This window comes from Mesorhizobium sp. P160187 (genome assembly GCF_057766425.1).
In genome coordinates, this window is sequence record NZ_JBYMDX010000004.1 from 642,174 (window position 1) to 656,380 (window position 14,207).

Sequence of the window (14,207 nt, forward strand, 5' to 3'; positions counted from 1 at the left end):
TCGCCCGAAAATCGCTTACCGGTTAAAGCGGATTTTCGGCATAAAACTCCAAAACCCGCTGCTTGAAGGTCTTGTCGCCCACAGCCAGCATATGGTCGCGGCCATCTATGTGAAACACCTTGGCGTTCGGCATCAGCGCGGCGAGCTCGTCGGGCGAGCCGCCGATATCGTCTGTCGTCCCGACCGCAATCAGCGTTGGTTGGGCGATGCGCGTCATGTCGTCTTCGCTGAGCAGTTCGCGCGACGTGGCGATGCAGGCGGCCAGCGCGCGGCGGTCGCTGCGCGTCTGATCGGCAAAGGCGCGAAACGAGCGACCGCGCGGATGGCTGGTGGCGGCCGGATCGTTGGCCAGCAGCGCCTCGGCGATCGGATCCCAGTCGCCGACGCCGTCGACCATGCCGATCCCGAGCCCGCCGAAGACAAGCGTCGCCACCTTGTCGGGATCCGACAGTGCCAGGAACGCCGCGATGCGCGCGCCCATCGAATAGCCCATGACATGCGCGCGGCCGATGCCAAGATGGTCGAGCAGGGCCGCCGCGTCCGAGCCCATCTTGGCCGGGGTGTAGTCGGCCTCGTCATAGCTTTTCGACGACGAGCCGTGGCCGCGATTGTCGAACGCGATGGCGCGATAGCCGGCATCGTTCAGCGTCTTGAACCAGCCGGGCGATACCCAGTTGACATAGTGGCTGGAGGCAAAGCCGTGGATCATCAGCACCGGATCGCCCGCCCCCAACGCCGGCCGGCGGTCGAGGAAGGCGAAGTCGAACCCGTCATGGGAGAAGAATTGCATCGGGAGCGGCTCAGCCGGCGCCGGGCGTGGGCGCGTTGCCCTTGTCCGATGGCGGCATGCCGGGGCCGGACACCGTGCCGACGGCCGGATGGCGCAGCAGATCGCCATAGTCGATGCCGTTTTTGGCGGCGGTGCCAGCCTTGAGCTCCAGCACGAAGCGCACTGGCACACCCGGCGAGATGACTGCATCGGACAATGGAGTGCCGTGTTTGACGGCCCGGACCTTGCCGTCCTGTCCAACAAAGATCAGGTCGAGCGGCATCGGCGTGTTGTGCATCCAGAAGCCGACCTGCTTCTGCATCTCGAAGACGAACAGCATGCCATGATTGTCGGCCATATCCTGGCGATACATCAGGCCGGCCTCGCGTTCCGAGTCGGTGTCGGCGACTTCGATGGAAAAGGATTTATTGCCCCCTTTCGTCGCCACGACCAAGGGTGTCGGATCGACGGGAAGGATCATCGCCTGACCGTCGGCGATCGTCTGCTGGGATGCGGTCGGCTGCCCGGAATAGAAGTAAGCGCCTGCGGCTACCGCAACGATGACGCAGAGCGCGCCCGCTGTCAGCCAGTTCCTGTACGCCATTGGAAATCCTCGACCAAAGACCATGATCCCTAAAAGTGGTCTCAGGTATTCGGATAAGATCGTGGTGAAACCAAGAAAGAGCCGTCCTGATTTCCTCAGGAGGGCTCGCGTCCTAATGCGCGACCGGCAAGGTGCCCATATCGGGGTGAATCTCGGCAGCCATGAGGCCCTTGTCACCGCGTCCGAAACGCACCAGCACGACCTGTCCGGGCCTGAGCTCGGTGATGCCATAGCGGCGCAGCGTCTCCATATGGACGAAGATATCCTCGGTGCCCTCGCCGCGCGTCAGAAAGCCGAAGCCCTTGGTGCGGTTGAACCACTTAACCAGCGCCCGCTCGAGCCCGCTTTCCGGCGTCACCGCCACATGGGTGCGCTGTTCCTGCATCTCGGCCGGATGGACCGCGGTGGCGGTGTCCATGGACAGCACCCGGAACGCCTGCAAACCACGGTCGCCGTGCTTGACAAGGCACACGACACGCGCGCCCTCCAATGCAGTCTGAAAACCGTCCTTTCGAAGGCAGGTGACATGGAGGAGGATGTCGCCCGAAGAACCGTCATCGGGTAGTATGAAACCGTAGCCCTTGGCCACGTCGAACCATTTGATGGCGCCGGCGATTTCGACAAGGTCGGCGGTATCGCCGCCACTGTCGCGCTTCAGGGCGTCGTCAAGGTTCTCATCCCGCCTCGTGAAAGAGGCCTTATCCCCCATAAGAACGCCCCCTTTTTTCAAGAAAACCGCAAGTGATTCTTGACATTAGATTAACACCGCCGCTTCCGGGGTGTGCAAGACCTGCCGTGCCTTTTTTCACGGTTGAATACAGGAATAGCTGACTTGTTGTTTGCCGGCGTCGCTGCCGACTGCAACGGCGATCCATCAAGGCGGTCAACCGGTCGGCAATTTGCATCGGATTTTGCCGAAATCGGCAACCACTTGTGTCCGGCGCTTTTGTCAGAGCAATCTGATTTTTCCAAAACCGGTGACCACTTTTCCAGTCCGATGCTCGTTGCCCTTCGGCGGGGTGGACCTTATGTTGCCTCGCAACCCAAACATCCCCGAGGAAATCCCATGCGCTACCTCCACACAATGGTCCGTGTCGCCGACGTCGATGTCTCGCTCGATTTCTACTGCAACAAGCTCGGCCTTCAGGAAGTGCGCCGCTACGAAAACGAGCAGGGCCGCTTCACGCTGATCTTCCTCGCCGCCTCCGAGGATGTAGAAAGCGGCATCACTGAGAAGGCGCCGCTGATCGAACTGACCTACAATTGGGATCCGGAGGAGTACAAGGGCGGCCGCAATTTCGGCCATCTCGCCTATGAGGTCGACGACATCTACGCCACATGTCAGCATCTGATGGACAATGGCGTCGTCATCAACCGGCCGCCGCGCGACGGCAACATGGCCTTCGTCAAGTCGCCGGACGGCATCTCCTTCGAACTGCTGCAGAAGGGCCCGGCCAAACCCAAGGCCGAGCCGTGGGCATCGATGCCGAACACCGGCACCTGGTAGCGATCACGCCATCTTGAGCGAGGCGGCCGCGCCGACAAGCCGGCCGCCTTTGCCATTTCGACCAACGGCACCTATTTACCTGCCTGTCGCGCCAGCCAAGCAAAGCCAGTGCCTCATCCAGGAGAATTCGTTCATGCCGACCAGCCGTGCCGATGTCACCACCGCGTATGCCAGCCGCTATTTGCAGCAGTTGTGCAAGCACTGGGCGCACAAATTTCCCGTCGAGTTCGATCCGAACCACGGCACCATCGATCTGTCGCTCGGCCGCACGGTTCTCGATGCCGATGCGGCAGCGCTGCATATCACGGTGTCGACGGATGAAAGCGGATCGCTGGAGCGCATGGAGAGCGTCGTTGCCGATCACATCAAGCGCTTTGCCTTCCGCGAGGAACTGACTTTCGAGTGGAAGCAGGCTCCGGCGACCTGATCTGCTGTCAGCCGCAACGCCGAACGCCGGAAGCTGCCAGCCCCGGACAACGTTATGGCGTCACTTGGTTGCGACGCCATCTGAACCGTCGGAACGACGGATCGCTCAGAACTTGTAGTTCAGGCCGATCTTGATCGTATGGGCGTCGATCTTCACCTTTGCGTCGTTGCCCTCGATATCTGTCAAACGGACCTTGCCGAAGTCGAAGTACTGGTATTCCAGCTTCGTGGTCCATTTGTCGGCGAAGGCCCATTCGACACCGCCACCGATCGTATAGCCAAAGCGGCCTCCGCTCCTCGATGCGCTGCTGTCCAGGTCGGGCACCCCGTCAAAATCGAAAGTATCGCCATAACTCAATTTGTAGTGAGTCGCCGCCGCGCCGCCCTTGGCGTAGATCAGCAGCCTGTCGGTGGCGTAGCCCAGACGTGCCGTCAGATCGCCATAGACGCCCAGTTTCGCCGATCCGAAATTGTCCGGCTCTTCGACGATAGTCCTGTCGCCGTCGAGGCCGAGATAGCCCAGATCGGCTTCGACGCCATAGACAAATGCTCCGAACTGCCAGTTGTAACCGGCCTGAACGCCGCCGAGGAAGCCGTCGGTATCGACGTCATGGGTCTGACCAAGCTCCTCGTCGAAGAAGGAATCCGTCTGGTCGACCGCGTCACCGCGTCCCCAGCCATAGCCGGCGTTGATGCCGACATAGCCACCCGACCAGACAAACCCTGCCGGTACGGTCTCAATCACGTCGGCGGCGAACGCCGCGCCGCAAGCCGAAATCAGGAAAGTGGATGCGAGAAGCAGACCTTTCATGAAACTCCCCAATGCGTCGGAAAGAGCATAGCACAGACATGCAGTATTGATTAAGCTGCCCAGGCCGGATAATCGAAAATTGTTGCATAAAAACAACTGTTTAGCCGAGACTTAATTAGCATCGCAACCGCAACGCAGATTTAAGCGATTCAAAGCGAACGCGCCATCTGCAGCAGCGCCAGCACCGACCGCCAGTTGCGCGCGGTGCCTGGCACTTTCAGCACGCGCGGGATCAGCCCGGCGAACACCGATTTGCCCAGCCCGTCTGGCGCCTTGAGGTAGAGCACGTCGCCCTTGACCTCGAAGCTTTCCGGGCCGGTGCATTTTTCGGCAAGCCTGGCGATCTCGTCCGCCGTCGGCTGGCGCTCCAGCGTGTAGGCGTGAAGCTTGGTCGGATCGCCGGCGACTTCCGGATAAGGATTCTCCTTCACCAACCGTTCGAACCAGGAGAGATCGCGCACCATGATGCGCGAGTGAAAGCCCCATTTTTTCTCGAACGCCGTTTCGATTTGTTTCGCCAGCGTGGCGGCGTCGCCCTTCCTGGCCCGGAACACGACATTGCCGCTCTGTACATAGCTGGCGACGTCGGTGAAACCTAGCGCCTCGAATAACGCCCGCAACTCCGCCGTCTTGACGATGCGGTTGCCGCCGACATTGATGCCGGAAAACAGCGCGACGAAGACAGTGCCGCTCATATGATGAACCCCGCCAGGGTCTCGTTGTCGGTGATGTCCTGATAGTGCACGCCCTCGGCCTCGAAATTCGCCCTCAGCAAATCGAAGTTTCGCCGGTCTTTGGTTTCGATGCCAATAAGCACAGAGCCGAAATTGCGTGCCGATTTCTTCAGATATTCGAAGCGGGCGATATCGTCGTCGGGACCGAGCAGTTCGAGGAAGTCCCGCAGCGCGCCCGGCCGCTGCGGAAAGCGGATGATAAAATATTTCTTCAGCCCCTCGAAGCGCAGCGCCCGCTCCTTCACGTCGGGCAGCCGCTCGAAATCGAAATTGCCGCCCGACACCACCGCGACGATGGTCTTGCCGCGGATTTCCTTGCGCGAAAAATCCTTCAACGCGTCGATCGCCAAGGCACCGGCCGGCTCCAGCACCACACCTTCGATGTTGAGCATCTCGATCATGGTGGCGCAGAGCCGGTTCTCGGGGATCAGCCGCACCGCCTGAGCGGCGAACTCCTTGAGGTGGCGCAACGGCTCGCGGCCGATCTCGGCCACCGCCGCGCCGTCGACGAAATTGTCGACATTGGCGAGCCGGACGCGCTTGCCGCTGGCGAGGCTCTGATGCAGGCTCGGCGCACCGGCCGGTTCGCAAAAGACGTAGCGGGCGTCACGTTGCTGATCGGCGAAATAGTGCGTCACCCCCGCGGCCAGGCCACCGCCGCCGACCGGCAGCATGATGATGTCGGGCATGCGCGCGCCCGGCATCTGGTCGGCAATCTCATAGGCGACCGTCGCCTGCCCCTCGATAATATCCTTGTGGTCGAAGGGCGGCACCATATGCGCGCCGGAACTTTCGGTGAATTCGAAGGCGGCGCGGTAGCAGTCGTCGAAGAAGTCGCCGACCAGCCTGATCTCGACGAAATCGCCGCCGAACAGCCGCGTCTTGTCGATCTTTTGCTGCGGCGTCGTCACCGGCATGAAGACCACGCCCTTCTTGCCGAAATGGCGGCAGACGAAGGCAAAGCCCTGCGCATGGTTGCCGGCCGAGGCGCAGACGAACAGCTCGGCCTCGTTGCCGGCGGCAAGCGCCTTGCGGAAAAAGTTGAAGGCGCCGCGGATCTTGTAGGAGCGCACCGGCGAAAGATCCTCGCGCTTCAACAGCACCCGAGCCCCCGTCTTCTTCGACAGATAGTCGTTTTCCTGCAGCGGCGTTTCGGGAAAGATCTCGCGGATCGCGGCTGCGGCGGTGGCGACACGGGAGGAGAAACTGTTCATGGCGCCGTCACCTCTGGATCGAATGGTTCGAAGGCGAAGCCTATTGCACAATTCGCCGTTTGCAGCCACCGATGCGGCGCGGCCGCTTTGACGCGCCAGCAGGAATCCATTGGAGCCATCTTCATGCCTGTTTCGGCTGTCGCCCTGAAGACCATAGACCTTCCTGAATTCGGCGAACCAACAGTGATGCCGCTAGTTCAGCGGCGGACCTACGAAGCGCGCATCGAGGCTCTGCTGGCGCGCGGCGCCGAGGCCGGGCTCGACGCCTTTGCCGTCTATGGCGACCGCGAGCACGCGGCCAATGTCGCCTATCTCAGTGGTTACGATCCGCGTTTCGAGGAGACGCTGCTGGTCATCGTTCCCGGCAGCCAGCCAAAACTTCTCGTCGGCAATGAGGGTTGGGGCTATGCCGAAATCTGCGACGGGCCTTACCAGCGCGTCCTCTACCAGACCTTCTCGCTGCCGGCGCAGCCACGCGACCGCTCGGCCTCTCTATCCGACACGCTTGCCGCCTGCGGCCTGAAAGCCGGCCAGAAGATCGGCGCCATCGGCTGGAAGCCGTTCGGCCCCGGCGATGGCGGCTTTGGCGAGACGACGCTCGACCTGCCGTCCTTCATCGCCGATACGCTGCGCACACTGGCCGGCGACAGAGGCGCGGTGGTCAACGCCGCCAACCTGTTGATGAACCCATCCGACGGCCTACGCGCCATCAACGAGGCAGACCAATTGGCGTCCTTCGAATTCGCCGCGACCTTTTCCTCGCAGGGCCTGCGCAATGTGCTTGGGAATATTGAGCCCGGCATGAGCGAATTGCAGGCCGCGCGGCTGATGGGGATCAACGGCCTGCCCCTGTGCTGCCACCCGATGCTGTCCGCCGGCAGGCGTGCGCCCTACGGCTTGCCTAGCCCGCGCCTCGACATCATCAAGCGCGGCGATCCCGTCACCATGGCCTATGGCATCCAGGGCTCGCTCAACGCCCGCGCCGGCTTCCTGGTCGAGAGCGCGGCCGAACTGCCGCGCGAGATCGACGACTATATCGACAAGCTGGTCGCGCCCTATTTCGCCGCCGTCGTCGACTGGTACGAGACCATCGGCATCGGGGCTGCCGGCGGAGCGCTTTGGAAAGCCGTGCATGACCGCATAGGGGACCCGTTCTTCGGCGTCTCGCTCAATCCCGGCCATCTCGTCCATATCGACGAATGGATGCATTCGCCGGTGTTTTCCGGCTCGGACATCAAACTGCGGTCCGGCATGGCGCTGCAGGTCGACATCATTCCGGCGACCGGAACCAGCTATTTCACCACCAACATCGAGGACGGTATCGCGCTTGCCGATGAGGCGTTGCGCGAGGAGATCGCGGCCCGCTATCCCGAGGCATGGCGCCGCATCGAGGCGCGCCGCGCCTTCATGGGCGATGTGCTCGGCATCAGGCTCAAGCCCGAGGTATTGCCCTTCTCCAACATCCCTGCGTTCCTGCCGCCATTCTGGCTTTCGCGCAACAGTGCGATGACCGTGGCTCGACGCTGACCACATTTCGGCTGGACACGACTTACTTCTGCCGCACTCTCACTGTCCGGGAGGTGCCGCGGGGGTATATGGGCCTTTTGGCCGGAGTGGAATTTTTGACGTGCGTTTGAAGACGATTTGCATTCTTGCACTTGCCCTGTTGATCGCCGGCTGCGGCGGCCGCAAAACCGAGGAACTGCTCGGCAGCGCCGTCATGTCCACGCCGGTGACCGAAATCTCGGGCAATCACTCGATCTTCATTGCCACCACACGCAAGAAATCCGACGATCCCAACAAAGTTTTCGACGGCGAACGCTCGGCGACGCTGAACTACGCCCGCGTCACCGTCACCGTTCCCGGCATCCACCAGACCGGCCAGATCGAGCGCCGCTCGCGCGGCAGGTCCAACGACCCAGCGAAGTACTTCATGGCCTCCGAGGTCGTCGGCTACGATGCGCAGCCGAAATTCTCCAGTGCGCTCAATGCCGACATTGCCGCGCGCGGCGGCCGCGTCATGGTCTTCGTGCATGGCTACAACACCGGCTTCGACGACGCGGTCTACCGCCTGACCCAGATCGTCCACGATTCCGGCTATCCCGGCACGCCGGTGCTGTTTTCCTGGGCATCCGGCGCCAGAACCACCGACTATGTCTATGACAAGGAAAGCGCCAGCGCCGCCCGCGATCAGCTGGAGGTGACATTGCGCATGCTGCAGCAGTCCGGCGCGCGGCGCATCGACATCGTCGCCCACTCGCTCGGAACCTGGGTGACCATGGAAACGCTGCGCCAGATGGCCATCACCGGCGACCGCGATCTCGGCGGCAAGCTCGGCGATGTCGTGCTGGCCTCTCCCGACATCGACGTCGACGTCTTCAAGAGCCAGATGCGCCGCTACGGCAAGCCGGACAAGCCGTTCATCCTGCTGCTCTCCGACGACGACCGTGCGCTGCGGCTCTCAGGCCTGATTGCCGGCTCGCGGCCACGCGTCGGCGACTACAAGGATGCCGCCGACCTCGCCGCTTATGGCGTCACCGTGGTCGACCTTTCCAAGGTCAAGGGAGGCGACAGCTTCAACCACACCAAGTTCGCCGACAATCCCGAACTGGTGAAGATGATCGGCCAGCGGCTGCGCGAGCATGACGGCTTTGCCAGCGACCAGACGGTGACCGACCGCATCAGCGCGCTCGGACAATAAGGCTGTCGCCTCGCGGCGACCGTCGCCGCGTGAGGTCGCGAATGCCGCTCGGCCCGATCACTTTCAACTGGACCGGACCGGTCTCTGCCTCTACGACATTGAAATCGGCGCCAATGCGCCAGCGGGAGCCCGCTTGAACGAGCGATGGAAGACTGTCCTGGTCCTTGCGTTCGCGCTAGCTGCCGCCGGCTGCGCCGGCCCGAACACCCATGACCTGTTGAACGAGACGACGGTTTCGGTGCCTGCCTCCGACATCGCGGCCACCCACGAAATCTTCGTCGCCACCACCCGCAAGCAGGCGACCAAGGACCCACGCCAGGTGTTCGATGGCGATCGCTCGCTGACCACCAGCTACGCTCGCGTCGACGTCACCGTGCCGAAGGTCCACCAGGTCGGCGCCATCGAGCGCGCCAAGGGCTCGGCCAATTCGAACCCGGCCAAGCAATTCACCGCCACCGACGTCGTGCGCTATGGCGACGCCTCGCAATTCGCCAAGGCCGTCGGTGCCAACATCACCATGAATGGCGACCGCGCGCTGGTCTTCGTCCACGGCTTCAACAACGGCTTCGACGATGGGGTCTACCGGCTGACGCAGATCGCCCACGACACCGAATATCCGGGTACGCCGATCTTGTTTTCGTGGGCTTCGAGCGGCAAGACCACGGGCTATATCTACGACAAGGACAGCGCCAACGCCGCGCGCGACGACCTCGAAGCGACGCTCAGGATGCTCGCCAAGACAAAGGTCAAGAGCATCGACATCATCGCGCATTCGATGGGAACCTGGGTGACGATGGAAGCGCTGCGCCAGCTCGCCATCACCGGCGACCGCGATCTCGACGGCAAGCTCGGCCGTGTCGTCCTGGCATCGCCCGATATCGATGTCGACGTCTTCAAGAAGCAGATGATCCGCTACGGCAAGCCCGACAGGCCGTTCGTCATCCTGCTTTCCGCCGACGACCGTGCTCTGAGACTGTCCAGCCTGCTATCCGGCGACAAGCCGCGCGTCGGCGACTACGGCAACGCCGCCGACATTGCCAGTTACGGCGTCGTTGTGGCCGACCTCAGCCAGATCAAGGGCGGCGACCGCCTGAACCACGCCAAATTCGCCGACAACCCGTTCCTGGTGCAATTGCTCGGCGACCGTCTGCGCGCTCCAGCCGGCCTGGCATCGGACGAACCCACGCAGGGCCAGATCGACAATCTCGGCCGAGGCCTCGGCAAGGCAGTCGGATCCGTCGCCGAGATCATCATCACCACGCCATTCAAGGTGCTGACCATCGCCACCGGCGGATGAGAGCCAAGCACCGGGGCTGATCTCAGATAAACAAACCTACCTTCTGGAACGTCGTCACGTCGATCAGGCCGACATCGGAAATCCTGAGTTCCGGGATGACGACCAGCGCCAGCAGCGAGTGCTGCATGTAGGCGTTGTTGAGCGAGCAGCCCATCTTGCGCATTGCTTCGGTGAGTTTCTCGGCCTTGGCCGCCACGATTTCGGCGCGCTCGTCCGACATCAGTCCGGCGATCGGCATTTCGACAAGCGCCAGTTCCTTGCCCTTCGAAAACAGCACCACGCCCCCGCCGACCTCGCCCAGCCGGTTGACGGCCAGCGCCATGTCTTCCTTGTTGGTGCCGACGCAGATGATGTGGTGGGCATCATGCGCCACGCTGGAGGCCATGGCGCAGTCGCCCATATAGCCGAAGCCGGAGACGAAGGCGTTGGTGACGCCGCCTGTGCCCTTGTGGCGCTCGACCAGCGCGATCTGGCAGATGTCGTTGCGGCGGTCCATGGCGACCAGCCCGTCCTCGACCGGCAGGTCGGCCTCCAGTGCCCGCGTCGGCGCCTGGTTTTCGATCACGCCGATGACCCGCACCCGCACCTCGTTGGCGCCCTTGGGCGCCGCAATGTCGAAATCGCCTGGCTTCAGCTTCTTGCCGAGCTTGACGGTGTTCTTCGCCGATTTGGGGTAATCGTAGGCCGGAATGTCGATCTCGAGCTTGCCGCCCTTGGCCAGCCTGATACCGCGGCCATAGACCTCGTCGATGGTCATGGCGGCAAGATCGGAGACGATCAGCAGATCGGCCAGCCGTCCCGGCGCGATCGAGCCCAGTTCGCGCTCCAGCTTGAAATGCTGGGCGGTATTCAGCGTCGCCATCTGGATCGCCGTCACCGGCTTCAATCCCTGTTGGATGGCGTGGCGCACCACCCGGTCCATATGGCCTTCATGCACCAGCGTGCCGGAATGGCTGTCGTCGGTGCACAGGATGAAGTTGCGCGGGTCGAGCCCGCTCTCCGTCACCGCCTTGATCTGCGACGCCACATCGTACCAGGCCGAGCCCAGCCGCAGCATTGCCTTCATACCCTGGCGCACACGGGCGATCGCGTCCTCGGCACGCGTGCCTTCATGGTCGTCCTCCGGCCCGCCGGCGACATAGCCATGGAACGGCAGGCCGAGATCGCGCGACGCATAGTGGCCGCCGACCGTCTTGCCCGCTCTCACAGTGGCGGCTATCTCGCCCGACATGACCGGATCGTTGGCCACGACACCGGGAAAATTCATGACTTCGCCGAGCCCGATGATGTTTTCCCAGGTCATCGCCTCGGCGACATCGGCGACCGTCAGTTCGGCCCCGGCATGCTCCAGCCCCGGCGCGGACGGCACGCAGGACGGCATCTGGACATGGACGTTGATCGGCATGGCGACGGCCTCGTCATGCATCAGCCGCACGCCGGGCAGACCCAGCACATTGGCGATCTCGTGCGGATCGATGAACATCGAGGTGGTGCCGTGCGGGATGACGGCGCGGCAGAACTCGGTCACCGTCACCATGCCGCTCTCGACATGCATGTGCGCGTCGCACAGGCCGGGCACCAGATAGCGGCCGCCGGCATCGACCACCTTGGTGCCCTGGCCGATGGCATGGCTGGCATTCGGCCCGCAATAGGCGAAGCGGCCGCCGGCAACGGCGATGTCGGTGCCGGCTATGATTTCGCCGGAGTGCACGTTCACCCAGCGGCCGTTGCGAATGACGAGATCGGCAGGCTTGCGCCCCGTCGCGACGTCGACCAGATGCGTCGCCATCTCGGTCCAGGGTTTGGGTTTCGTCGCCGACGGCTGCTTGGCCATGAAAGACTCCTGTTTGCCAGACTGTGCCAAGCGGGCAAGGTTTTGGCCAGCGATCACGGACGAAATCCGCTCGATGAGATTCGCCCGGGCGGATGCGCCGCACCTGCTCACCCCGATGGCAGGCATCAACGGTGCAGTCATTCAGTTTGGCTTGTGCCGGCACTTATGTTACCATTCTGGCCATGGTGCCGATTTGCGCCGACGACCCGCCGCGAGGCGGGTTTTTGTTATGATGAGGCCGAGACCTCCTGAGGTGAAGTCATGATCCGGTTCCTGAAAGCATTCGCCTTCGTCACCCTGTTCCTGATCTCGTCCGGCTTTGCATCCGCCGAGGAGCGTTGGCAGACCTTGCCGGAGCCGGCGGCGATGCCCAAACAGGATCAGAGCGGGTATGCGCCGGTCAACGGCATTCAGATGTACTATGCCGTTTTCGGCGCCGGTGATCCGATTCTCCTGATTCATGGCGGCCTTGGCCATGGCGACATCTGGGCAAGCCAGGTGGCGACGATGTCCAAGACGCACAAGGTTATCATCGCCGACAGCCGCGGCCATGGCCGCTCTACCCGCACCGAGCAAGCTTACGGCTATGACCTCATGGCGTCGGACTATCTTGCGCTGCTCGACTATCTCAAGATCGACAAGACCGCTCTTGTCGGCTGGAGCGACGGCGGCATTATCGGCATCGACATCGCGCTGCATCATCCGGAGCGGCTGACAAGGCTCTTTGCGCAGGCCGCCAACGTCACCACCGATGGCGTCGATCCGGGTGTGCTGACCAACAAGACCTTTGCCGCCTATATCGACCGCTCGGGACGCGACTACAAGAAACTGTCGAAGACTCCCGACCAGTACGATGCCTTCGTGGCGCAGATCAGCCACATGTGGGAGTCGGAGCCGGCCTGGACCAAGGAACAGCTCGGCAAGATAACCACGCCGACCGCGATCGTTGCCGGCGACCATGACGAGGCGATCAAGCGCGAACACACCGAATACATGACCTCCGTCATTCCGGGCGCCAAGCTCATCATCCTGCCCAACGCCAGTCATTTCGCCATGCTGCAGGCGCCGGACGAATATAGCCAGGCGGCGCTGGACTTCATCGACGCCAAATAGCGCCCCCGAAATAGAGCACCCCAGCACAGCAACGGGTGCTTCCGATTGTTGAACAATGGGTTCCGTTTTGCGGCGAATAGGATTACCTTCCGGCAAGGCGCCTTCTTAACCGCCTTTTCGGAGAACTCGATGCGCTGTCTGACCATTGCCAGTGCCGGATTTCTGATTGCTCTGGCCGCGCCGGCATTCGCCGCCGACCCGATGGCGGTGCCGATGACCGAACCAGGCTTCGACTGGACCGGCTACTATGCCGGCCTGCAGGCCGGCTACGGCTGGGGCCAGTCCGACATATCAGTGACGGAAGGCGCGCCGTTTTCCATCTCGCCCGACATTGACGGCGGTTTCGTCGGCGGCCATGTCGCCGGCCTGTGGCAGTTCGATCAGGCGGTGCTCGGCGCCGAGGCGGAGCTCAGTTATTCCGCCATCGACGGTACGGCCGTATCAGGCCTTGGCAGCACGTTCCGCACGGACATCAAGTGGTTCGGATCTGTCAACGCCAAAGCGGGCTTCGCCATCGACCGCGTGCTGGTCTACGGCGTCGGCGGCGTCGCCTTTGCCGGCATCGAAACGTCGCAAGTCGCGGGCGCGTCGTTCGCCGGCACACGCACGAATGTCGGCTGGACCTTGGGCGCCGGCGTCGACTATGCGCTGACCGACAAATTCATCGTCGGCGCGCAATATCGCTATTACGATTTCGGCTCCGAGCACTATGACGTGGCGGAACCCTTCAACGATCGCGATCAGGATGTGAAGCTGAACGCGGTCGGTATCAATCTCAGCTACAAATTCTGAGCGTTCTCGGCGACTGAGATTTTCGCGACAACCAATTGTTTTGAAATCACGAACCACCTTTCATGAGTTCGACACTCGGCAAAAGATGGCTTGACGGGTTTTCGCTGGCGTCTGAAAAGGGCTGGCCTGCGGACGTGGCGGAATTGGTAGACGCAAGGGACTTAAAATCCCTCGATCTCTGATCGTACGGGTTCGATTCCCGTCGTCCGCACCAATTGAAATGCTTAGGATTCGTTCTGTACGAACTCACTGGCTACCATAGAAAAGGCTGACGCAGGTAGCCGCAGGGGCAGCCGGGATACAAAGCCGGAAACTGCCATGCTGGATTTTCAAGACTTGGTCGCTCATAGGGAAACTCTGCTAAATCAGCAGTTGAGGCCGAGATGCAGGAAAGCCTAAGCCTAG

The 14,207-nt window shown here is 62.3% G+C and carries 14 protein-coding genes and 1 tRNA gene; 8 read left to right on the plus strand and 7 right to left on the minus strand.

The window, feature by feature from the left end:
- Window positions 1-22: 22 nt before the first annotated feature.
- The 3 genes from AC3CCE_RS20175 to AC3CCE_RS20185 all read right to left on the minus strand — a co-directional run bounded on the left by AC3CCE_RS20175 (window position 23) and on the right by AC3CCE_RS20185 (window position 2,082).
- Window positions 23-790: an alpha/beta fold hydrolase gene (locus AC3CCE_RS20175; protein ID WP_352625786.1), complete on the minus strand. Its 768-nt coding sequence runs from the start codon at window positions 788-790 to the stop codon at window positions 23-25.
- Window positions 791-800: 10 nt separating this feature from the next.
- Window positions 801-1,373 carry a DUF192 domain-containing protein gene (locus AC3CCE_RS20180; RefSeq protein WP_352625784.1) on the minus strand — a complete coding sequence of 191 codons (573 nt, stop codon included), beginning with the start codon at window positions 1,371-1,373 and terminating at the stop codon, window positions 801-803.
- Window positions 1,374-1,485: 112 nt separating this feature from the next.
- Window positions 1,486-2,082 (minus strand): cold-shock protein, encoded by a 597-nt coding sequence (locus AC3CCE_RS20185; RefSeq protein ID WP_031194802.1) that lies wholly within the window; start codon window positions 2,080-2,082, stop codon window positions 1,486-1,488.
- Window positions 2,083-2,439: 357 nt separating this feature from the next.
- On the opposite strand from AC3CCE_RS20185, the gene AC3CCE_RS20190 reads away from it, so the two are divergent.
- Both AC3CCE_RS20190 and AC3CCE_RS20195 read left to right on the plus strand, forming a co-directional pair.
- Window positions 2,440-2,880, plus strand: coding sequence for a VOC family protein (locus AC3CCE_RS20190; RefSeq protein WP_023821383.1), 441 nt, complete (start codon window positions 2,440-2,442; stop codon window positions 2,878-2,880).
- Between the two features lie 133 nt (window positions 2,881-3,013).
- Entirely contained in the window at window positions 3,014-3,307 is a 294-nt protein-coding gene (locus tag AC3CCE_RS20195; protein ID WP_023681521.1) for a DUF2218 domain-containing protein, read from the plus strand.
- A 105-nt stretch (window positions 3,308-3,412) separates the two neighbouring features.
- On the opposite strand, the gene AC3CCE_RS20200 is transcribed toward AC3CCE_RS20195, so the two are convergent.
- The 3 genes from AC3CCE_RS20200 to ilvA all read right to left on the minus strand — a co-directional run bounded on the left by AC3CCE_RS20200 (window position 3,413) and on the right by ilvA (window position 6,065).
- Window positions 3,413-4,117, minus strand: a complete 705-nt coding sequence (locus tag AC3CCE_RS20200) for an outer membrane protein (RefSeq protein ID WP_352625781.1) — start codon at window positions 4,115-4,117, stop codon at window positions 3,413-3,415.
- Between the two features lie 149 nt (window positions 4,118-4,266).
- Window positions 4,267-4,812, minus strand: coding sequence for a DUF1697 domain-containing protein (locus AC3CCE_RS20205; RefSeq protein WP_352625779.1), 546 nt, complete (start codon window positions 4,810-4,812; stop codon window positions 4,267-4,269).
- Window positions 4,809-6,065, minus strand: coding sequence for a threonine ammonia-lyase IlvA (ilvA, locus tag AC3CCE_RS20210; RefSeq protein WP_023715803.1), 1,257 nt, complete (start codon window positions 6,063-6,065; stop codon window positions 4,809-4,811). Before ilvA ends, AC3CCE_RS20205 begins: the two co-directional genes overlap by 4 nt.
- A gap of 123 nt (window positions 6,066-6,188) precedes the next feature.
- On the opposite strand from ilvA, the gene AC3CCE_RS20215 reads away from it, so the two are divergent.
- The 3 genes from AC3CCE_RS20215 (at window position 6,189) to AC3CCE_RS20225 (ending at window position 10,063) form a co-directional block, all read left to right on the plus strand.
- Window positions 6,189-7,592, plus strand: a complete 1,404-nt coding sequence (locus AC3CCE_RS20215) for an aminopeptidase P family N-terminal domain-containing protein (protein WP_352625777.1) — start codon at window positions 6,189-6,191, stop codon at window positions 7,590-7,592.
- 100 nt (window positions 7,593-7,692) lie between these two features.
- Window positions 7,693-8,766: an alpha/beta hydrolase gene (locus tag AC3CCE_RS20220; protein WP_352625775.1), complete on the plus strand. Its 1,074-nt coding sequence runs from the start codon at window positions 7,693-7,695 to the stop codon at window positions 8,764-8,766.
- A gap of 133 nt (window positions 8,767-8,899) precedes the next feature.
- Window positions 8,900-10,063, plus strand: a complete 1,164-nt coding sequence (locus tag AC3CCE_RS20225; protein ID WP_023725749.1) for an alpha/beta hydrolase — start codon at window positions 8,900-8,902, stop codon at window positions 10,061-10,063.
- A gap of 22 nt (window positions 10,064-10,085) precedes the next feature.
- Here the strand turns inward: AC3CCE_RS20225 and ade are convergent, their stop codons facing one another.
- Window positions 10,086-11,897 (minus strand): adenine deaminase, encoded by a 1,812-nt coding sequence (gene ade / locus AC3CCE_RS20230; protein WP_352625773.1) that lies wholly within the window; start codon window positions 11,895-11,897, stop codon window positions 10,086-10,088.
- Between the two features lie 261 nt (window positions 11,898-12,158).
- Between ade and AC3CCE_RS20235 the strand changes: the two genes are divergently transcribed.
- From AC3CCE_RS20235 to AC3CCE_RS20245, 3 genes are all read left to right on the plus strand, one after another.
- A complete protein-coding gene (locus AC3CCE_RS20235) occupies window positions 12,159-13,010 on the plus strand; it encodes an alpha/beta fold hydrolase (RefSeq protein WP_352625771.1) in 852 nt (283 codons plus the stop codon).
- 129 nt (window positions 13,011-13,139) lie between these two features.
- Window positions 13,140-13,802, plus strand: coding sequence for an outer membrane protein (locus tag AC3CCE_RS20240; RefSeq protein WP_352625769.1), 663 nt, complete (start codon window positions 13,140-13,142; stop codon window positions 13,800-13,802).
- A 128-nt stretch (window positions 13,803-13,930) separates the two neighbouring features.
- Window positions 13,931-14,016: transfer RNA gene (locus tag AC3CCE_RS20245), tRNA-Leu, on the plus strand.
- The last annotated feature ends 191 nt before the right edge of the window (window positions 14,017-14,207 follow it).

Bases quoted from the DNA above. Each gene is read 5' to 3' on its own strand.
- AC3CCE_RS20175 (WP_352625786.1), bottom strand. From the start codon at position 790: ATGCAATTCTTCTCCCATGACGGGTTCGACTTCGCCTTCCTCGACCGC.
- AC3CCE_RS20180 (WP_352625784.1), bottom strand. From the start codon at position 1,373: ATGGCGTACAGGAACTGGCTGACAGCGGGCGCGCTCTGCGTCATCGTT.
- AC3CCE_RS20185 (WP_031194802.1), bottom strand. From the start codon at position 2,082: ATGGGGGATAAGGCCTCTTTCACGAGGCGGGATGAGAACCTTGACGAC.
- AC3CCE_RS20190 (WP_023821383.1), top strand. From the start codon at position 2,440: ATGCGCTACCTCCACACAATGGTCCGTGTCGCCGACGTCGATGTCTCG.
- AC3CCE_RS20195 (WP_023681521.1), top strand. From the start codon at position 3,014: ATGCCGACCAGCCGTGCCGATGTCACCACCGCGTATGCCAGCCGCTAT.
- AC3CCE_RS20200 (WP_352625781.1), bottom strand. From the start codon at position 4,117: ATGAAAGGTCTGCTTCTCGCATCCACTTTCCTGATTTCGGCTTGCGGC.
- AC3CCE_RS20205 (WP_352625779.1), bottom strand. From the start codon at position 4,812: ATGAGCGGCACTGTCTTCGTCGCGCTGTTTTCCGGCATCAATGTCGGC.
- ilvA (WP_023715803.1), bottom strand. From the start codon at position 6,065: ATGAACAGTTTCTCCTCCCGTGTCGCCACCGCCGCAGCCGCGATCCGC.
- AC3CCE_RS20215 (WP_352625777.1), top strand. From the start codon at position 6,189: ATGCCTGTTTCGGCTGTCGCCCTGAAGACCATAGACCTTCCTGAATTC.
- ade (WP_352625773.1), bottom strand. From the start codon at position 11,897: ATGGCCAAGCAGCCGTCGGCGACGAAACCCAAACCCTGGACCGAGATG.
- AC3CCE_RS20235 (WP_352625771.1), top strand. From the start codon at position 12,159: ATGATCCGGTTCCTGAAAGCATTCGCCTTCGTCACCCTGTTCCTGATC.
- AC3CCE_RS20240 (WP_352625769.1), top strand. From the start codon at position 13,140: ATGCGCTGTCTGACCATTGCCAGTGCCGGATTTCTGATTGCTCTGGCC.